The sequence below is a fragment of the Achromobacter sp. NPDC058515 genome (assembly GCF_042721735.1).
Taxonomy (GTDB): domain Bacteria; phylum Pseudomonadota; class Gammaproteobacteria; order Burkholderiales; family Burkholderiaceae_B; genus Achromobacter.
Genome location: NZ_JBHXNI010000013.1, coordinates 67,275 through 86,153, shown reverse-complemented (window position 1 = coordinate 86,153; position 18,879 = coordinate 67,275). Strand labels below are relative to the sequence as shown.

Genomic DNA, 18,879 nt, shown 5'->3' with positions numbered 1-18,879 from the left:
CATCACGCTGATCTCGTGAAGGTACCTCTATCATGGCCCTGAAACATGCGGATCCCGGTCAAGTCATCGACCTCTCTCCCTACGGAAGCCGCCTCTCGGCGGCGCAGTCGATTGCGCTCTTCAAATCGGAAGACCTGGAGGTCATGCGGCTGGTGCTGATGGCCGGCAAGGCGATGCCCTCTCATCACGTCGCCGGAGAAATCACGATCCAGTGCATCGAGGGCAGCGTGGAAGTCGCGGCCGAAGACGCCACGCACGTGCTGCGGCCCGGCCATCTGCTGTACCTGTCGGGCCGCGCTCCGCATGCGCTTCTCGCGCTGGAGGATGCGTCGGTCCTGGTCACTGTCGCGCTCAAGCGGATACCGCCCGCGGCGGCGTAGCCATCCCGCGGACGCCCACGGGAGCGGCCCCTTTCATGCCTGCCTTGCCGTTTCGTCCATCGCCAGGCGCGGCCTCGTCCGCCGGACTGGCTTGCGCGCTGCTGGCTGCCGCCTGCGGCCCGGCCGTGGCCGCGGACCAGGACCCGCAGGCGCGGGCCTGGGCGGCTTCCTGCATCACCTGCCATGCGCCGGCGGCGCGGCCGATGCCGGCCATCCTGCCGCTGGAAGGACTCTCCCCCGACTGGATCGCGACGCGCATGCGGACGCTGGCCGCCGCGTCGTCCGAAGCCGGGGTCATGGCCCAGATCGCGCGGGGCTACAGCGACGACGAGATCGTTCGCATCGCCCGGTGGTTCGCCGCCAGGCCCAAGGCGGAGGCGCCATGAAGCGGCGCAGCTTCCTGCTGGCGGCGGCGGCCGGGACCGCCCTGGGAGCCGCGCCGGCCGCGCGCGCCGCCAGGCCGCATGTGGTGGTGGTGGGCGGAGGCTACGGCGGCGCCACGGCGGCGCGCTATCTGCGCCTGCTGGGCGCGGGCGCCATCGATGTCACGCTGGTCGACGACAACCCCGCTTTCGTCTCCTGTCCGCTCTCCAACCTGGTGCTCGGCGGCAGCAAGGCCATGGCCGATATCACCCTGGCGCGCGACGGCTTGTTGCGCCGCGGGGTGCGCGTGGTGCACGACCGCGCGCTCGCCGTCGACGCGCCCTCCCGGCAAGTCCGGCTGGCCGGCGGCCAGCGGCTGTCCTATGACCGCCTGATCCTGTCGCCGGGCGTGGACATGCAATGGCAGCGCATGGAGGGCATGGACGCGCCGGGCGCGCGCGAGCTCGTTCTGCACGCCTGGAAGGCCGGGGCGCAAACCGCGGCCCTGCGCCGCCAGCTGGAGGCCATGCCGGATGGTGGCGCCTATGTGCTGACCATCCCGCTGGCGCCCTACCGCTGCCCGCCGGCGCCGTACGAACGCGCCTGCCAGGTGGCTTGGTACTTCAAACAGTTCAAGCCGCGCTCGAAGGTGCTGGTCTTCGACGCCAACGCGGACATCACGTCCAAGGCCGCGCTGTTCCGCCAGGCCTGGGCGCGCTCGTATGCGGGCTACATCGAGTACAACCCGCAGTTCGAGGCGGTCGCCGTGGATGCCGCCAATCGCACCGTGCAGTTCGAGCTGGGCGAGACCGTGCGGGCGGACGTGCTGAACGTGGTGCCGCCGATGCGCGCCGCGGCCATCGCCGCGGACGCCGGACTGGCCACGGCCAACGGCGACTGGTGCGAGGTGGATTTCCTGACCTTCGAATCGCTGGCCGTGCCGGGCATCCATGTGCTGGGCGACGCGATCCAGATCGCCCCGGCGATGCCCAAGTCCGGCCACATGGCCAACCAGCACGGCAAGACCTGCGCCGCGGCCGTGGCCGCCCTGCTCACGGGCGGCGAGGTCAACCAGCAGCCGCTGTACGCCAACACCTGCTACAGCTACACCTCCGACCGCGAGGTCATGCACGTGGCCAGCGTGCACCGTTACGACGCGGCGGCGAAGACCATGATGCCGGTCGCCGGGGCCGGCGGATTGTCGGCGCAAGCCAACGCTAGGGAAACTCCTTATGCCCAGGCGTGGGCCCAGGCAATCTGGGGCGACATGCTGGGTTGACCCTCCCGCAAGACCGTGTTGCCGCCGCCGGGTGCTGCGGCGCAGCGTGCCAACCGGCTTCTTTATGTGTGAAGATAATTTGCATATAACTAAAGAAAATAAAGAAGCCGGGTAACACCCACGGAGGAGCAAGGTGGATCGAGAGGCAAAAATGGGGCGCCTGCGCAAGGCGCCCGAGAATTTTGTTTCCGCCGATTTGGCGCAGGACATTGCCCGCAATGGCCTGGACGACGCCCGGCGAGGCTTTTTGCGGCGCAGCTTCCAGACCGCCGGCGCGGCGCTGGCCGCGGGCTGGGCCGGCAATGCGCTGGCGGCCACCGGCGGCGACGAGATGATCCTGGCTCCGCGGCCCTGGTCGACATCGCTGGGCCAGCCGGTGGCCGCGCGGCCCTACGGCGAGCCCTCGCGGTACGAAGCCAATCTGCAGCGGCGCCAGTCGCCGGGCCTGACGCGGGTGCCGGCTTCGTCGGTCGCCTTCGCGCCCTTGCAGGGCCTGTTCGGCATCATCACGCCCAGCGGCCTGCACTTCGAGCGCCACCACCAGGGCTGGGTCGATATCGACCCGTCGCAGCACCGTTTCATGATCAACGGCCTAGTGGCGCAGCCCAAGGTCTACACCATGGACGACCTGATGCGCCTGCCGTCCGTGTCGCGCATCCATTTCATCGAATGCGGCGCCAATACCGGCCCGGAATGGGGCAATGCGGCGGTGCCGACGGTGCAGTACACGCACGGCATGCTGTCCTGTTGCGAGTTCACCGGCGTGCCGCTTTCGGTGCTGCTGGAAGACTGCGGCGCCGACCTTGCGCGCGGCAAGTATGTGCTGGCCGAAGGCGCCGACGGCTCCAGCATGACGCGCACCATCTCGATGGAAGCGGCGCTGGACGACGTCATCGTGGCCTGGGGCATGAACGGCGAGATGCTGCGGCCCGAGAACGGCTACCCGCTGCGCCTGGTCGTGCCGGGCGCGCAAGGCGTGTCGTGGGTGAAGTGGCTGCGCCGCATCGAAGTCGGCGACCAGCCCTGGAACACCAAGGACGAGACCATCCACTACGTCGACCTCGTCCCCGGGGGCCAGCACCGCCAGTACACCTCGATCCAGGAGTGCAAGTCGGTCATCACCACGCCGTCGGGCGGACAGGTGCTGCTGGACAAGGGCTTCTGCAATATCTCCGGACTGGCCTGGTCGGGCCGCGGCAAGGTCAGGCAGGTGGACGTGTCCACCGACGGCGGGCGCAACTGGCGCACGGCGCGGCTGGAGGGGCCGGTGCTGACCAAATGCCTGACGCGCTTCAACATCGATTGGGTCTGGGACGGTTCGCCCGTGATCCTGCAGAGCCGCGCGCAGGACGAGACCGGCTACGTCCAGCCGCGTTCGGGCCAGTTGCGCGAGGTGCGCGGCACGCGCTCCATCTATCACAACAACGCCATTCAATCGTGGCGGGTGGCCGAGAGCGGAGAGGTGAGCAATGTCCACGTCGAATAGCCTGCGCGCCGCATTGGCCTGTATGGGCCTGGGGCTGGCCTTGCTGGCCCCGGGCGCCGGCGCGGCGGACAAATTCCCCGGCGTGGGCCGCGGCGCCACGCCGGCCGAGGTGGCCGCCTGGGATATCGACGTGCGGCCGGATTTCAAGGGCCTGCCCGCCGGCAGCGGCACGGTGCTGCGCGGCGGCGATATCTGGGAGGGCAAGTGCGCCTCCTGTCACGGCAGCTTTGGCGAAAGCAACGAGGTCTTCACGCCGCTTGCGGGCGGCACCAGCGCCGACGACATCCGCAGCGGCCGCGTGGCCGCGCTGGCCGGCAATTCCCAGCCACAGCGCACCACGCTGATGAAGGTCAGCACGGTCTCCACGCTGTGGGACTACATCCATCGCGCCATGCCCTGGGACAACCCCAAGAGCCTCTCGCCGGACGAGGTCTACGCCGTCACGGCCTACCTGCTGAACCTGGGCGAGATCGTACCCGAGAACTTCGAGCTCTCGGACAAGAACATCGCCGAGGTGCAGGCGCGCATGCCCAACCGCAACGGCATGACGCGCGACCACGGGATGTGGCTGGCCTCGGGCAAGCCCGACACGCAGAACACCGCCTGCATGAGCAATTGCGCCGAGTCCGTCACGGTGTCTTCGGAGCTGCCGCCCTACGCGCGCAATGCCCACGGCGACATCGCCGCGCAGAACCGCTTGATCGGGCCGGTGCGCGGCGCCAATACGCTGGCGCCTGCCCTGACGGGCGCGGCCGGCAGCAACGCCGAGGCCGTGCGCGTCCACGCCAGCAAGACCATCGCCTCGGCTGCGCCCCTCGCCGCGCCGACGCCTGCGGCCGCATCGGCGCCATCCGCTTCCGAACCGCCCAAGGCCGGCGACGGCGCCGACCTGGCCGGCGCGCGCCTGGCCACGTCCGGCGCCTGCGTAGCCTGCCATGCGGCCGATCGCAAGATGATCGGGCCCAGCTATAGGGACGTGGCGGCCAAGTACGGGGGCAAGGCCGACGCGCATGCGCTGCTGGCCCAGAAGATCCGCAAGGGCGGCGGCGGCGTCTGGGGCGCCATGCCGATGCCGCCGAATCCTGGCGTCAGCGACGACGACCTCAAGCGCATCGTGGACTGGATTCTGGCTGGCGCACCCGCGCCGGGTTGAAACTTTGGGAGAGAGAGGAGACGGCTATGACACAACAACACATCGATCGACAGCGGCGCCGCGTGGTCGGCCTGGGCACGGTGCTCAGCCTGGCCGTGGCGGCGGGCATTCTGCGGCCCAGCCAGGCCTGGGCGGTGCAGGCCGACTGGAACAAGCAGGCCTTCGACGCCAAGAGCATGCAGGAGGTGATCAAGGCGCTGGGCGGAGGCGATGCCGCGCCCAGCGACCAGATCACGCTGGTGGCGCCCGATATCGCCGAAAACGGCGCGGTGGTGCCGGTGGGCGCTGTCAGCAAGCTGCCCAACACCGAGCAGATCTCGATCCTGGTGGCCAAGAACCCCAACGCCCTGGCCGCCAGCTTCACGCTGCCCGCCGGCACCGAGCCTGAAGTGGCGACCCGCGTGAAGATGAGCCAGACCTCGGACGTGTATGCCCTGGTCAAGGCGGACGGCAAGTACTACACGGCCCACAAGGAAATCAAGGTGACCCTGGGCGGCTGCGGCGGCTGAGCCGCGCACCCGCTACGAGCAATCAAGGAGACAGCACATGGAAGCAAGGCCAATGCGGATCCGCGCCGCGGAGAAGGACGGCGTGATCGAGGTGAAGGTCCTGATGAGCCACATCATGGAGACCGGGCAGCGCAAGGACGCCGAAGGCAAGGTGGTGCCGGCGCATTTCATCCAGGACGTCACCGTGAAGAGCGGCGACAAGGTGGTGCTTGCGGCGCAATGGGGGCCGGCGGTCTCGCGCGACCCCTTCCTGTCCTTCAAGTTCAAGGGCGCCGCCAAGGGCGACAAGGTCAGCGTCACCTGGAAGGACAGCGAAGGCGCGACCCGCACCGATGTCGCCACGGTGACCTAGCGTTCCGGATGTGTGGGTGAAGGCGGACTAACAATAAACGCCCGCCGGCCACCGCGGCCGGCAGGGCAACCGCGTGAGGAGACATACATGGATAGGAAACGCATGCTTGCCGCATGCGCGATGGCCGGCTTCGCGCTGGCCGGAGCGCGGCTGGCGGCGGCCGCCACCGCGGCCGAGCAAGACACCGCGCAGGGCATCGCGCAATACCGCGAGATGCTGGCCGACGGCAATCCGGCCGAGCTCATCGAGATGGCGGGCGAGGACCTGTGGAAGGAAAGCCGTGGGCCCAAGAGCGCCTCGCTGGAGAAATGCGACCTGGGCCTGGGCGCCGGCGTGGTCAAGGGAGCTTACGCCCAGCTGCCGCGCTACTTCGAGGATGCCGGGCGCGTGATGGACCTGGAAAGCCGCCTGGTGTATTGCATGGCTCAGCTCCAGGGCCTGGACGCCGCCGAGGTCACGAAGAAGCCCTTCTCGGGCGACGGCCAGTACTCCACCGGCATCGAGTCGCTGGTGGCCTACGTCGCGGGCCTGTCGCGCGGCATGCAGATCGCGGTGCCGCAGGCCCATCCCAAGGAACAGGCGGCGTATGCGCGCGGCCGGGACATCTTCTACTACCGGGGCGGCCCGTACGACTTCTCCTGTGCGTCCTGCCATACCGGGGACAACAAGCGGATCCGGCTGCAGGACCTGCCCAACCTGACCAAGCAGGAACCGGCGCGCGCCGCCTTCGCAAGCTGGCCGGCCTACCGCGTGTCGCAGGGCGCGCTGCGGTCGATGCAATGGCGCCTGCAGGATTGCTTCCGCCAGCAGCGCATGCCGCTGCTGAAGTACGGCTCGGACGCGTCGGTGGACCTGACGGTGTTCCTGGGTGTCAATGCCAACGGCGGCCAGATGATGGCCCCGGCCATCAAGCGGTAAAGGGGGAATCATGCGCAAGATACGCACGACCTGGCCCGGCCTGGCGGCCGTTGGCCTGCTCCTGGCGGCCAACGCCGGGGCGCAGCAGCCGGCGCCGAAGGCGGCCGTCGATCACCAGGCCCTGGTGGCCGAACTGAAGGACTCGTTCGTCGAGCGCGGCCTGGCCAAGCTGGACCGGATCGACCAGTCGCCGATGCAGCGCGCCTGTTCGATCGCCGAGGCGGGCGGAGAGATGCCCGCCGAGACCGCCATGAAGATCACGCAGGAGGCGGCCGCCAACGTCAAGCCGCCCGCCGACGGCAACTACATCGGCGACTGGCGGCAGGGAGAGAAAGTGGCGCAGAACGGCCGCGGCCTGCAGTTCTCGGACACGGCCAAGACGGTCAACGGCGGCAACTGCTACGCCTGCCACCAGATGAGCAAGGCCGAGATCTCCTACGGCAACATCGGGCCGTCGCTCTACCAGTACGGCAAGCTGCGCGGCAACAGCAAGGAAATGGTGGCCTACACCTGGAACAAGATCTACGACTCGCACGCCACCATGCCGTGTTCGAACATGCCGCGCTTCGGCGCCGCCGGCATCCTGACCGAGCAGCAGCTCAAGGACGTGATGGCGCTGCTGCTGGACCCGCAATCCGCGGTCAATGACGACCAGGCCAAGCCCTGACACCAGCCACGCGCGGAGGACGCATGAACGCAGTTTCCAGATATGGCCGGCTGCTGCTGGCCGCGGGCATGCTCGCCGCGGCGGCGGCCCACGCCCAGGCGCCGCCCAAGGTGGGAGACAAGCTGGCGATGCCGGAAGTGCGCCTGCTGGACGGCACCCGCCTGTCGGCGGCGGATTTTGCCGGCAAGCCGCTGGTGATCGAGTACTGGGCCTCCTGGTGCCCGTACTGCGCGCGCCAGAATCCACACCTGCAGAAGCTCACGGAGGCGGCCCGGGACAAGGGCCTGCGCATCCTGACTGTCAGCATCGACAAGGACGAGCAGGCCGCGCGCGACTACGTCGCCAAGCATGGCTACACCTTTGGCGTGGCCATGGACAGCGAGGCCTTGCGCGCGGTGTTCGGCAAGCGCCGCGTCATTCCCGAAGTGTTCGTGCTGGACGCAAACGGCAAACTGGTCGAGGTCATACCCGGCGAGATGTTCGAGGAAGACGTGCTCGAACTGCTGCGCCACGCTCCGCCGCGCTCCTGAGCGCCTCCCTTCCCTCTTTCACGGTTGGACCGATGATCAATCGACGCGAGTTTCTTCAGGTGCTGGCGGCGGCCTCCGCCGCCGGCATGGGCCTGTCGCACAGTCCGCGCGCGGCGGCTCAGGCGGCGCAGGCCTTCTATGACACGCCCGCCTTCGGCAATGTGCATTTCCTGCATTTCACCGATTGCCACGCGCAGCTTCTGCCGATCTACTATCGCGAACCCAGCGTCAACCTGGGTTTCGGCCAGGCCGCGGGCCGCGCGCCGCACCTCGTGGGCGAACACCTGCTGCGCGCCTATGGCATCGCGCCCGGCTCGGCCCAGGCCCACGCCTTCACCTGCCTGGACTTCGCCCAGGCCGCGGAGCAATACGGGCAGGTCGGCGGCTTTGCCCACCTGGCCACGCTGATCAAGCGCCTGAAGGCCTCGCGTCCGGGCGCGCTGCTGCTGGACGGCGGCGACACCTGGCAGGGTTCCGGCACCGCCCTCTGGACGCGCGGACAAGACATGGTGGACGCTTGCCTGCTGCTGGGCGTGGACATGATGACGGCGCATTGGGAATTCACGCTGGGCGCCGAGCGCGTGCAGGAAGTGCTGGAAAAGGACCTGAAGGGCAAGGTCGATTTCCTGGCGCAGAACGTGGAGACCAGCGACTTTGGCGACGCGGTGTTCGCTCCCTACTCCATGCGCGAGATGAACGGCGTGTCGCTGGCCGTGATCGGCCAGGCCTTTCCCTATACGCCCATCGCCAATCCGCGCTACATGGTGCCGGACTGGACCTTCGGCATCCAGGAGCAGCGGCTGCAGGAGACCATCGACGAGGTGCGCGCCAAGGGCGCCCAGGCGGTGGTGCTGCTGTCGCACAACGGCATGGACGTGGACTTGAAGCTGGCTTCGCGCGTGCGCGGACTGGACGCGATCCTGGGCGGCCACACGCATGACGGCGTGCCCGCGCCGGTGGCGGTGCCGAACGCCGGAGGCAAGACGCTGGTCACCAATGCGGGCAGCAACGGCAAGTTCCTGGGCGTGCTTGACTTCGATGTACGGGACGGCAAGGTCGCCGACTTTCGCTACACGCTGATGCCCGTCTTCGCCCGGTACCTGCCGGCCGACCCGGCCATGCAGGCGCTGGTGGAGCGCATCCGCGCGCCCTATGCGAAGCAGCTGGCGCAGCCCTTGGCCACCACCGAGGAAACCCTGTATCGGCGCGGCAATTTCAACGGCACCTTCGATCAGGTGATCCTGGACGCGCTGATGCAGGTGAAAGGAGCGGAGATCGCCTTTTCGCCGGGATTCCGCTGGGGCACCAGCCTGTTGCCGGGCCAGGTCATCACCATGGAGCATGTGCTGAACCAGACCGCCATCACTTATCCGCACACCACCGTGACGCAGATGAGCGGCGCCACCTTGAAGACCATCCTGGAAGACGTGGCCGACAATCTGTTCAACCCGGACCCGTACTACCAGCAAGGCGGCGACATGGTGCGCGTGGGCGGCCTGCAGTATTCGGTCGATCCCGCCGGCGCGGCGGGCGCGCGGATCGGCGACATGCGCCTGGGCGATGCGCCGGTCCAGGCGGACAAGCAGTACAAGGTGGCGGGATGGGCGCCGGTGGCCGAAGGCGCCAGCGGCGAGCCGGTATGGGATGTGGTGGCGGCGTACCTGCGCGACCGCAAGACGATTGCGCAGGTGCGCCCCAACCAGCCCGAGGTCAAGGGCGCGGCGGGAAATCAGGGCTTGATGTAGGAATAGCCTTCCTGTTGCAGGCGGGTGATGCGGACCACGCCGGAAGGCGTGAAGTCCGCTTCCATCACGAACGCGTCCTTGGGCAGGTTGCGGTTCTTCAGCGTGATCTCGCAGACTTCGAAGGCCACGCCGCGCGCGGCCAGCGCCGAGATCAGCGGGCCGACCTGGGCCGCGTCCTTGTAGTCCGTCATCAGGAAGTCGACGCCGTCGGCGTGGGCCACCAATTTGACGGAGGTCTCCGGCGCGGTATCCAGCTGGTTGCGCATGTTGCGCAGCGCGGACAAGGCCTGCGAAGCCGAATCGTTGACGTGGTAGACCACCTTGTCGGCGGCCTGGGCTGCGACGGCCGCACCCATCAATGCCATGCCCAACACCAATGCCAGCAGCTTCTTGAACATACTTGCCTCCCTTGGGTGTGCCAGGCGGCAACGGCGCCGCGACGCATGGCCATGATATCAGCGCATGCGCCGAACAGAACCCTCGTGTTTGTCGAGCAGCGCGGCGCATGCATCCGCCAGGTCATCGAAATGATGCAGGAGTATGTCGGGCGCGAGGTCGGCAGCCGGAATTTCGGTGTAGCCGAAGTCGACCAGGACCAGCGGCGTGCCGGCCGCGCGCGCGGCTGCGGCATCGGTGTCCGCATCGCCCACCATGACGGCGCGGGCCAGATCGCCGCCCACTGCCCGTACGGCTTCGATCAGGTGGGCGGGGTCGGGCTTTGCCGCGGTGACGGCGTCTATGCCCACCACGCCGTCGAACAGTTCCGCCATGCCGAGCTGGGCCAACAGGCTGCGCGACAGGCCGGTCGGCTTGTTGGTGCAGACCACCAGCTTTGCGCCCCCTGCCCTCAAGGTTTTCAGTGCATCGATCACGCCCGGGAAAGGCCGGCTCTCGTCCGCGATGCGGTCGCCATAGAGGTCGATAAAGCGGCAGAAAAGCGCGGCGGCGCGAGCCGCCGGGTCTTGCGCGCCGGCGTCGCCAAGGCCCCACTGCAGCAGCCAGCGGGCTCCGCGGCTGATGAAGGGCCGGGCATCCTTGCAGGCCCGCGGCGCCAAGCCCTCCGCGATCAGGATCGCGTTCATGGCGCCGATCAGGTCGGGGGCTGAGTCGACCAGGGTTCCGTCAAGGTCGAAAGCGATGGTCGCCCCAACAAGGGCGGCAAGGTCGGTCACGGTGCGGCTCCTCTTCAGGCCAGGTTATTCAGCAGGATCAATTGCGCCATAGCTTACCGCCCGCAAGCATCGTCCGCGGAACTGAATTCCTGAAGGGCGGATGCGGCGTCCCGCTCAAATTTTGGCCCCACACCTGCTTCAGGTCCATAATCGGCGTATTGCCCCTTATGGATGACGAGTCATGGCAGAAACCACCCCGGCGTCACAAGAGGTCCGACCGCTAGAGATCGGCGACATCACGGTCATCGACAACACCAAGCTGAAGAAGGCCGTGACGGCCGCGGCGCTTGGCAATGCGATGGAATGGTTCGACTTCGGCGTCTACGGCTTTGTCGCCTTTGCGCTGGGCAAGGTGTTTTTCCCGGATGCCTCGCCCGCGGTGCAGACCATCGCCGCGCTGGGCACGTTCTCCGTGCCCTTTCTTGTGCGGCCGCTGGGCGGCGTGTTCTTTGGCGTGATGGGCGACCGCTTCGGGCGGCAGAAGGTGCTGTCGCTCACCATCATCATCATGGCGATCAGCACCTTCTGCATCGGCCTGATCCCCTCCCATGCCTCCATCGGCCTGTGGGCGCCCATCCTGCTGTTGCTGTGCAAGCTGGCGCAAGGGTTCTCGGTGGGCGGGGAATACACGGGCGCGGCGGTGTTCGTGGCCGAGTATGCGCCCGACAGGCAGCGGGGCTTTCTGGGCAGCTGGCTGGATTTCGGCTCCATCGCCGGTTTCGTGGTGGGCGCGGGCATGGTGGTGCTGCTGCAGACCATGCTGGGCGAGCAGACGTTCCTGGACTGGGGCTGGCGCGTTCCCTTCTTCGTGGCGGGCCCGCTGGGCCTGCTCGGCCTGTACCTGCGCCATGCCGCCGAGGAAACGCCCGCCTTCACGCAGCAGCTCGAAAGACTGGAAAAGGAAGACCGCGACGCCCTGCAGGACAAGCCGTCCGTCTCCTTTCGCGAGATCTTCGCCAAGTATCGCCGCGCGCTGGTGGTCAGCATCGGCATGGTGCTGGTGACCAACATCACCTACTACCTGCTGCTCACGTACATGCCCACGTACCTGTCCGGCAGCCTGGGCTATACCGAAGGGCACGGCGTGCTCATCATCGTCGTCGTGATGGTGGGCATGCTGTTCGTGCAGCCGGTCGTGGGCTTCATCAGCGACAAGATCGGCCGCAAACCCTTTCTGCTCGCCGGCAGCGTGGGCCTGCTCGTGTCGGCCATACCGGCATTCCAGCTCATCGGCAGCGGCAACACGGGCCTGATCTTCCTGGGCCTGCTTCTGATCGCCGTGTTCCTGAACTGCCTGATCGGCATCATGGCGGCCACGCTGCCCGCGCTGTTTCCCACCCGCATCCGGTACAGCGCGCTCGCCAGTTCGTTCAACGTGGCCATCATCTTCGCCGGCCTCACGCCCACGGTGGCTGCGTGGCTGGTGGAAGAAACCGGCAACCTGATGATGCCGGCCTTCTACCTGATGGCGGCCTCGGTCTTTGGCATCATGACCTGGTTCTTCCTGCCCGAAACGGCCAACCGCCCGCTGCGCGGCGAAACGCCCACCGCCTCCAGCCGCCATGAGGCCAAGGCGCTGCTGCAGCAAACCTATGAGCACATCGAGCAGAGCGTGCAGGACGTCGACGCCGAGATCGCGCAACTCGAAGAAAAGCTGGAAGCGCTGAAGGCACGCCGGCAGGGACTGACGGACCGGCATCCGCATCTGGAATGACGCGGGGCGCGGCGGCTTCCTAGCCTGGTTGCGGCGAGGCCGACGCATCCAGCAGATGGTCGACGATGGCGAGGATCTGTTCCGCCGCCTGGGCGATATGCCGCTCCAGCGCGGCTTCGGCCTTCTCCGCCTGGCCCAGCCGGGCAAGCGCGATCAGTTCCGTGTGTTCGTCATGCGCCTGCTGGCGGATCGGCGCGTTGACGATCTGGAAACGGAAATAGCGCTCGGATTTTTCGTGCAGCGCCCGGATCATGCCCAGCGCGGCCGGCCGCTGCGCGGCGCGGTACAGCAGTTCGTGCAGCTGCCAGTTGAGCCGGCCCCACTGTTCGGGCGCGGCCGTATCCATCTGCGCCACCACCTGCCCGGCGCGCTCCAGGTCGCCGTCGTCCTTCTGGTGCACGGCGACGCGGAACAGCCAGGGCTCGAGCCGCATGCGGATGTCGAAAAACTCCTGCACCTCGGCCCGCGACAGCATCGACACGTACGCCCCCCGGTGCGGGATCATGTCGATCAGCCCCTCGGCGCTGAGCTGGCGGATAGCCTCGCGCACCGGCAGGCGGCTCACGCCCAGTTCCTCGGCGAACAGCTCCTGGCGCAGCGCCGAACCGGGCGGGATCGCGCCGGACAGGATGCGGTCGCGCAGCTCGTCCACCACCAGGTCGACGGCGGTCTTGCGGACAAGGCGGCCGGCGGAGCCGGCCTGGGGACGGGGCGGGGAGACGGAAAGCGGCGAATTCTGGGACACGTGAAACCTGCCTGGTTGGACCGCCCGGCGGACGCCGAGCGGCAGGGAATGCGGAAAGCCGGGACGCCATGCCCAGGAAAACCCCGAGAGACAGCCGGTGCCCGCAGCCATTTTAATGTGAGTATATTGGATCCATGATCCAGTTGACATCGCCGCTCCCCATAGCGGCGGTTCGAGGCCCCGGCCTCCTTTTTTTGATTCCCCCACTTTGGATCCAATATCCAATAACACATACCCGCCTGGACTCGATCAGGCGGAAACGCGCATCAGGAGCCACGGCATGACGATTCAATGGCAAGGCGTTTTCCCCGCCGTCACCACCAAGCTGAACCCCGACTACTCGCTGGACCTGGAGGCCATCCGCCAGGGCCTGGGACGGCTGATCGACAACGGCGTGGGCGGCGTCGTGATGATGGGCATGGTGGGCGAAAACGCCCAACTGTCGCCCGAAGAGAAGCTGAGCGTGCTGCGCACCGCCGTGGAGACCGTGCGCGGGCGGGTGCCGGTGATCTCCGGCGTGGCGGAAACCGGCACGGCCCGAGCCGCCGCGTTCGCGCAGGAAGCCGCGAAGATCGGCGTGAACGGGCTGATGGTGTTCCCGGGCCTGACCTACAAGTCCGACAACCGCGAAACGGTGGCCTTCTACCGTTCGGTGGCGCAGGCCAGCCCCCTGCCCATCCTGCTGTACAACAACCCCCGCGGCTATGGCGTCGACCTTACGCCGGACGTGGTGGCCGAGCTGCTGGAAGAGCCGACCATCGTCGCGATCAAGGAGGAATCCTACGACACGACCCGCGTGACCGATCTGATCACGCGCTTTGGCGACCGCCTTGCCGTGGTGTGCGGCGTGGACGACCTGATACTGGAAAGCGCGGCGCTGGGCGTGACCGCCTGGGTCTCGGGCATGGCCAACGCGGTGCCCAAGGCGTCGGTCGATCTGCTGCGGCTGGCGGCCGAAGGCGATTTCGCCCGCGCCCGCAAACTGTATGCGGCCCTGACGCCGCTGTTCCACCTGGACACGGTGGTCAAGCTGGTGCAGCACATCAAGCTGGCCGAGCACCTGATCACCGGCAGCGCCGAGACCGTGAAGCCGCCGCGGCTGGACCTTGCCGGCGCGGAGCGGGAACGCACCATCGCCATCACCAAACAGACCCTCGCGGACATGTCCGCCCTGGGCTATTGATTCCGGAGCCGCCGCCATGCGACATATCCGATTGCCGGCGCTGGTCTTCAGCGCCCTGTCCGCCCTGTCCGTCGCGCATGCCGCGGACTATCCCGCCCGCTCCATGGAGCTGGTGGTCGCCTACCAGCCCGGCGGAGGCAGCGACAATACCGCCCGCGCCATCGCCGAGGCCGCGCGCCCGCCGCTGATGGCGCAGCCCACCGTCGTGATCAACAAGCCCGGCGCCAGCGGCTCCATCGGCTGGGCCTACGTGGCCAATGCGCAGCCCGACGGCTACCGGCTCGTGCTGATGACCCCGGAAATGCTGGTGGTGCCGCTGATGGGCATCGGCAAGACCACGGTGGGCGACTTCCAGCCGATCGCGCGCTTCACCGACGATCCCTCGTCGGTCACGGTGCGCGCCGACGCGCCCTGGAAGACGGTGGAGGAATTCCTGGCCGACGCCAGGAAGAATCCCGAGCGGATCGCGGTGTCCAACGCCGGCATCGGCACCGTGCCGCACATGGCGGCGGCGGCGCTGGGCGAGCAGACGGGCGTAAAGTTCGTGCATGTGCCCTACCAGGGGTCGGCCCCGGCCATCATGGGCCTGCTGGCGGGCGACGTGCAGGCCACGACCGTGGCCTACGCCGAATTGCAGCAGCACGTCGACACCGGCAAGCTGCGCACGCTCGCCATCATGGCGCCCCAGCGGCTGGAGAACCTGCCCGCGGTGCCCACGATGAAGGAGCGCGGCGCTGACCTGCAGTTCAGCGTGTGGCGCGGCATCGGCCTGCCCAAGGCCGCGCCCGCGGACGCGGTGGAAAAATGGCGGGCCGCAGCCCGCCACGTGGCGCAGTCCCAGGACTTCCAGGCGCTCATGCGCAAGCAGAACCTGACCCCGTCCTATGCCGACCAGCCGCAATTCGCAGCCGACGTGGCGCGCCAGGAACAGGCGTTCCAGACGCTGGTGCCCAAGCTCGACCTGAAGCCGTGAACCCCCGCGGGCGCGGCGGCCACCCCCGCCCCCCCCCCACCGCCGGGTGCGCTACTCGACCGTCGCGCCCGACTTCATTACGACATCCGCCCAGCGCGGAATCTCGGCGGCCATCAGGTCGCGCAGCTGTTCGGGCGTGCTGCCGACCAGCTCCATGCCCATGGTCTTGCCCAGTTTTTCCTGCACGTCGGGTTCTTTCACGATCAGGGCGATCTCCGCAGCCAGCTTGTCCAGGATGGGCTTGGGCGTGCCCTTGGGCGCATAGACCGCCTGCCAGGACGCCATCTGGAAGCCGGGCACGCCGGCCTCCTGCATGGTGGACACGTCGGGCGCGAGCGCGATGCGGTCCTTCGTCGTCACCGCCAAGAGCTTGAGCTTGCCCGTCTGCAACAGCGGCAGGGCCGCGGTCATCTGGTCGAACATGAATGTCACGGCGCCTGAGGACACGTCCACCATGGCGGGCGGCGTGCCCTTGTAGGGCACGTGCGTCAGCGGCACGCCGATCATGCCGGAAAACAGCTCGCCGGCCAGGTGCGTGGAGGTGCCCGCGCCCGAGGACGCGAAGGTGCGCTTGGCAGGGTCGCGCTTGAGCAGCGCGATCAGCTCGGCCACGGAATTGACGCCCAGGTTGGGATCGACCAGCAGGACGTTGGGCAGGTAGGCGATCAGCGACACCGGCTCGAAGTCCTTGACCGGGTCGTACTTCAGGTTCTTGTACAGGCTGGCGTTGATGGCGTGCGTGCTGATGGTGCCGCCAAACAAGGTATAGCCGTCCGGCGCCGCCTTGGCCACATAGGTGGCGCCGATGCCGCCGGCCGCGCCGGGCTTGTTTTCCACGATGACATTCTGGCGCAGGCGGTCGCCCAGCTTCTGGGCCAGCACCCGGCCCACCACGTCGGTCGAGCCGCCGACGGTGAACGGCACCACATAGGAAATCGGCTTCTGCGCGGGCCAGTCGGCGGCGCCGGCGGGCAATGCCAGCGTGCCGAGGACGGCGCCGGCCAAAAGCGCGGCAAGCGCGTTGCGTCGTTGCATGTTCATGGTTGTCTCCTGCCTGTCGTTATAGGTATGGGACGCCGGCGGCGCCGGCGGCAAGGCTCAACGGCCCTGTTCTTTGCGCCACGCGGCGAATTTGTCCTTGGCGTCCGGATCGGTGGGCGGGTACAGGCCCAGGATGGTAGCGCCCTGCCGCACCTGGCTGGTCACGAAGTCTTCGAAGGCCGTCATTTCCACGGCCTCGATCGAGATCTCGTCGGCCAGGTGGGCCGGGATCACCACCACGCCTTCTCGGTCGCCCACGACGATGTCGCCGGGCCACACCGCCACGTCGCCGCAGCCGATGGGCGCGTTGATGTCCAGCGCCTGGTGCAGGGTCAGGTTGGTCGGGGCGGACGGACGCTGGTGGTAGGCGGCAAAACCCAGTTCGGCGATTTCGGGCGAATCCCGAAAGCCCCCGTCCGTCACCACGCCCGCCGCGCCGCGCTTCATCAGGCGCGTGACCAGGATGGAGCCGGCGGAAGCGGCGCGCGCGTCCTTCCTGCTGTCCATCACCAGCACCGCGCCTTCCGGGCAGGTCTCGACGGCCACGCGCTGGGGATGCGCGCGGTCTTCGAACACCTTGATGGTGTTCAGGTCTTCACGCGCGGGAATGTAGCGCAGCGTGAAGGCGGGGCCGACCATGTTGGGCAGGTTGGCGTTCAGCGGACGCACGTCCTGGATGAACTGGTTGCGCAGGCCGCGCTTGAACAAGGCGGTGCACAGGGTGGCGGTGCTGATGCCGGCCAGCCGGGCGCGGGTTTCGGGATTCATTTGGGACACGATGGCTCCGGGGTCTGAAGACGGTGGATACGGGCAAGGGAGGCGGGCCGGGCCCGTCCTCCGGGCTCAGAAGATCTCGGGTTCGGGCACGGGCGCGCCGAAGCCGGTTTCAAGGAAATCGAAGTCGCAGCCGTCGTTGGCCTGCAGGATGTGCCTGGAATACATCCAGCCGTAGCCGCGCTCGTAGCGCTTGGGCGGCGGCGTCCAGGCGGCGCGGCGCGCGGCCAGCTCTTCGTCGCTGACGTTCAGGTTGATGCTGCGGGCGGGCACGTCCACGGTGATGGTGTCGCCCGTCTTCACCAGGGCCAGCGGGCCGCCGATATAGCTTTCCGGCGCGACGTGCAGGATGCAGGCGCCATAGCTGGTGCCGCTCATGCGGGCGTCCGACAGGCGCAGCATGTCGCGCACGCCCTGCTTGACCAGCTTGGTCGGGATGGGCAGCATGCCCCACTCCGGCATGCCCGGGCCGCCTTGCGGGCCGGCGTTGCGCAGGATCATGATGTGGTCGGCGGTGACGTCCAGGTTTTCGTCGTCGACCGCGGCCTTCATGCTGGGATAGTCGTCGAACACCAGCGCGGGCCCCGTGTGCCGCAGGTACTGCGGCGCGCAGGCGCTGGGCTTGATCACGCAGCCGTCGGGCGCGATATTGCCGCGCAGCACGGCCAGCGCGCCTTCGTCGTAGATGGCGGTGTCCAGCTTGCGGATCACGTCGTCGTTGTAGACCTCGGCGCCGGCGATGTTCTCGCCCAGCGTCTTGCCGGTGACGGTCATGGCCGACGGGTCCAGGTGGTCTTGCAGCCGGGTCATCAGCGCGGGCAGGCCGCCGGCGTAATAGAAGTCTTCCATCAGGTACGTGTCGCCGCTGGGCCGGATATTGGCGATGACGGGCACCTTGCGGCTGGCGGCGTCGAAGTCGTCCAGGCCGACCGCGCAGCCGGCGCGGCGCGACATGGCGACCAGGTGCACGATGGCGTTGGTGGAGCAGCCCATGGCCATGGCCACGTTGATGGCGTTCTTGAAGGAAGTCAGGCTGAGGATGCGTTGCGGCGTCAGGTCTTCCCAGACCATCTCCACCACGCGCCGGCCGCATTCGGCCGACATGCGCATGTGGTTGACGTCGGCCGCGGGTATCGACGAGGCGCCCGGCAGGGTCATGCCGATGGCCTCGGCGATTGCCGTCATGGTGCTGGCGGTGCCCATCGTCATGCAGGTGCCGTAGCTGCGGGCGATGCCGCCCTCCACTTCGGTCCATTGCTCTTGCGTGATCTTGCCGGCGCGGCGTTCGTCCCAGAGCTTCCAGGCGTCCGAGCCGGAGCCCAGGATCTTGCCCTTCCAGTTGCCGCGCAGCATGGGGCCGGCGGGCACGTAGACGCACGGCAGCCCCGCGCTGATGGCGCCCATGATGAGCCCGGGCGTGGTCTTGTCGCAGCCGCCCATGAGCACGGCGCCGTCCACCGGATGGCTGCGCAGCAGCTCCTCGGTTTCCATGGCCAGGAAGTTGCGGTACAGCATGGTGGTCGGCTTGACGAAGGACTCCGACACCGAGATGGCCGGCAGTTCCACCGGAAAGCCGCCCGCCTGGAACACGCCGCGCTTCACGTCTTCGACGCGCTGCTTGAAGTGGCTGTGACAGGGGTTCAGGTCCGACCAGGTGTTGATGATGGCGATGATGGGGCGGCCCGCCCAGTCGTCGGGGCCATAGCCCATTTGCATCATGCGGGAACGGTGGCCGAAGGAGCGCAGGTCGTCCTTGGCCATCCAGGCGGCGCTGCGCAGGCTTTCGTAGGTGCGTTTCATAGGGGATGCGAGGGGAATCGTGGTGACGGTAAAGGCATTTAAACACTAATACATTAGTGCGTCAGCTAGGTAAAAACCCGCTACACTGCGGTTTT

The 18,879-nt window shown here is 67.8% G+C and carries 20 protein-coding genes; 14 read left to right on the top strand and 6 right to left on the bottom strand.

Translation table 11 applies throughout. The annotated features are described in order from the left end of the window. Positions 1-32 precede the first annotated feature (32 nt). The 11 genes from ACFWP0_RS21215 (at position 33) to soxB (ending at position 9,382) form a co-directional block, all read left to right on the top strand. Positions 33-380: a cupin domain-containing protein gene (locus ACFWP0_RS21215; RefSeq protein WP_377845338.1), complete on the top strand. Its 348-nt coding sequence runs from the start codon at positions 33-35 to the stop codon at positions 378-380. A 35-nt stretch (positions 381-415) separates the two neighbouring features. After that, complete coding sequence (locus tag ACFWP0_RS21210) at positions 416-766, top strand: c-type cytochrome (RefSeq protein ID WP_377845336.1); 351 nt, start codon at positions 416-418, stop codon at positions 764-766. Next, positions 763-2,022 (top strand): NAD(P)/FAD-dependent oxidoreductase, encoded by a 1,260-nt coding sequence (locus ACFWP0_RS21205; RefSeq protein WP_377845334.1) that lies wholly within the window; start codon positions 763-765, stop codon positions 2,020-2,022. The genes ACFWP0_RS21210 and ACFWP0_RS21205 overlap by 4 nt, the downstream gene beginning before the upstream one ends. 151 nt (positions 2,023-2,173) lie before the next feature. Then, positions 2,174-3,508: a sulfite dehydrogenase gene (gene soxC, locus ACFWP0_RS21200; RefSeq protein WP_377845332.1), complete on the top strand. Its 1,335-nt coding sequence runs from the start codon at positions 2,174-2,176 to the stop codon at positions 3,506-3,508. Beyond that, positions 3,492-4,661 carry a c-type cytochrome gene (locus ACFWP0_RS21195; protein WP_377845330.1) on the top strand — a complete coding sequence of 390 codons (1,170 nt, stop codon included), beginning with the start codon at positions 3,492-3,494 and terminating at the stop codon, positions 4,659-4,661. The genes soxC and ACFWP0_RS21195 overlap by 17 nt, the downstream gene beginning before the upstream one ends. Before the next feature lie 41 nt (positions 4,662-4,702). Then, on the top strand, positions 4,703-5,170 hold the full coding sequence (soxY, locus tag ACFWP0_RS21190) for a thiosulfate oxidation carrier protein SoxY (protein WP_377845527.1): 468 nt from the start codon (positions 4,703-4,705) through the stop codon (positions 5,168-5,170). Positions 5,171-5,207: 37 nt separating this feature from the next. Beyond that, positions 5,208-5,522: a thiosulfate oxidation carrier complex protein SoxZ gene (gene soxZ / locus ACFWP0_RS21185; protein WP_377845329.1), complete on the top strand. Its 315-nt coding sequence runs from the start codon at positions 5,208-5,210 to the stop codon at positions 5,520-5,522. Positions 5,523-5,609: 87 nt separating this feature from the next. Next, positions 5,610-6,440, top strand: a complete 831-nt coding sequence (gene soxA / locus ACFWP0_RS21180) for a sulfur oxidation c-type cytochrome SoxA (protein WP_377845327.1) — start codon at positions 5,610-5,612, stop codon at positions 6,438-6,440. 10 nt (positions 6,441-6,450) lie between these two features. Continuing rightward, a complete protein-coding gene (gene soxX / locus ACFWP0_RS21175) occupies positions 6,451-7,107 on the top strand; it encodes a sulfur oxidation c-type cytochrome SoxX (protein ID WP_377845325.1) in 657 nt (218 codons plus the stop codon). Between the two features lie 23 nt (positions 7,108-7,130). Then, on the top strand, positions 7,131-7,637 hold the full coding sequence (locus tag ACFWP0_RS21170; RefSeq protein ID WP_377845323.1) for a TlpA family protein disulfide reductase: 507 nt from the start codon (positions 7,131-7,133) through the stop codon (positions 7,635-7,637). A 35-nt stretch (positions 7,638-7,672) separates the two neighbouring features. Further along, positions 7,673-9,382: a thiosulfohydrolase SoxB gene (gene soxB, locus ACFWP0_RS21165; protein ID WP_377845525.1), complete on the top strand. Its 1,710-nt coding sequence runs from the start codon at positions 7,673-7,675 to the stop codon at positions 9,380-9,382. Here soxB and ACFWP0_RS21160 read toward each other — a convergent pair. Next, on the bottom strand, positions 9,367-9,780 hold the full coding sequence (locus ACFWP0_RS21160; protein ID WP_377845322.1) for a DsrE family protein: 414 nt from the start codon (positions 9,778-9,780) through the stop codon (positions 9,367-9,369). The two genes, soxB and ACFWP0_RS21160, sit on opposite strands and share 16 nt — an antisense overlap. 57 nt (positions 9,781-9,837) lie before the next feature. Beyond that, the gene (gph, locus tag ACFWP0_RS21155) at positions 9,838-10,554 is read right to left on the bottom strand and encodes a phosphoglycolate phosphatase (RefSeq protein ID WP_377845320.1); all 717 of its coding nucleotides are present in this window, start codon (positions 10,552-10,554) and stop codon (positions 9,838-9,840) included. A gap of 181 nt (positions 10,555-10,735) precedes the next feature. Here gph and proP point away from each other — a divergent pair, with 181 nt between their 5' ends. Beyond that, positions 10,736-12,268: a glycine betaine/L-proline transporter ProP gene (gene proP / locus ACFWP0_RS21150; protein WP_377845318.1), complete on the top strand. Its 1,533-nt coding sequence runs from the start codon at positions 10,736-10,738 to the stop codon at positions 12,266-12,268. 19 nt (positions 12,269-12,287) lie between these two features. On the opposite strand, the gene ACFWP0_RS21145 is transcribed toward proP, so the two are convergent. After that, on the bottom strand, positions 12,288-13,013 hold the full coding sequence (locus ACFWP0_RS21145) for a GntR family transcriptional regulator (protein ID WP_377845316.1): 726 nt from the start codon (positions 13,011-13,013) through the stop codon (positions 12,288-12,290). Between the two features lie 280 nt (positions 13,014-13,293). Between ACFWP0_RS21145 and ACFWP0_RS21140 the strand changes: the two genes are divergently transcribed. Both ACFWP0_RS21140 and ACFWP0_RS21135 read left to right on the top strand, forming a co-directional pair. Continuing rightward, positions 13,294-14,196: a dihydrodipicolinate synthase family protein gene (locus ACFWP0_RS21140; RefSeq protein WP_377845314.1), complete on the top strand. Its 903-nt coding sequence runs from the start codon at positions 13,294-13,296 to the stop codon at positions 14,194-14,196. Positions 14,197-14,212: 16 nt separating this feature from the next. Beyond that, positions 14,213-15,169: a tripartite tricarboxylate transporter substrate binding protein gene (locus ACFWP0_RS21135; RefSeq protein ID WP_377845312.1), complete on the top strand. Its 957-nt coding sequence runs from the start codon at positions 14,213-14,215 to the stop codon at positions 15,167-15,169. A 51-nt stretch (positions 15,170-15,220) separates the two neighbouring features. Here the strand turns inward: ACFWP0_RS21135 and ACFWP0_RS21130 are convergent, their stop codons facing one another. The 3 genes from ACFWP0_RS21130 to araD form a co-directional block, all read right to left on the bottom strand. Next, positions 15,221-16,210, bottom strand: a complete 990-nt coding sequence (locus ACFWP0_RS21130) for a Bug family tripartite tricarboxylate transporter substrate binding protein (RefSeq protein WP_377845310.1) — start codon at positions 16,208-16,210, stop codon at positions 15,221-15,223. A gap of 57 nt (positions 16,211-16,267) precedes the next feature. Continuing rightward, positions 16,268-16,978 carry a ribonuclease activity regulator RraA gene (locus ACFWP0_RS21125; protein ID WP_377845524.1) on the bottom strand — a complete coding sequence of 237 codons (711 nt, stop codon included), beginning with the start codon at positions 16,976-16,978 and terminating at the stop codon, positions 16,268-16,270. 75 nt (positions 16,979-17,053) lie between these two features. After that, a complete protein-coding gene (gene araD / locus ACFWP0_RS21120) occupies positions 17,054-18,784 on the bottom strand; it encodes an L-arabinonate dehydratase (RefSeq protein ID WP_377845309.1) in 1,731 nt (576 codons plus the stop codon). Positions 18,785-18,879 lie beyond the last annotated feature (95 nt).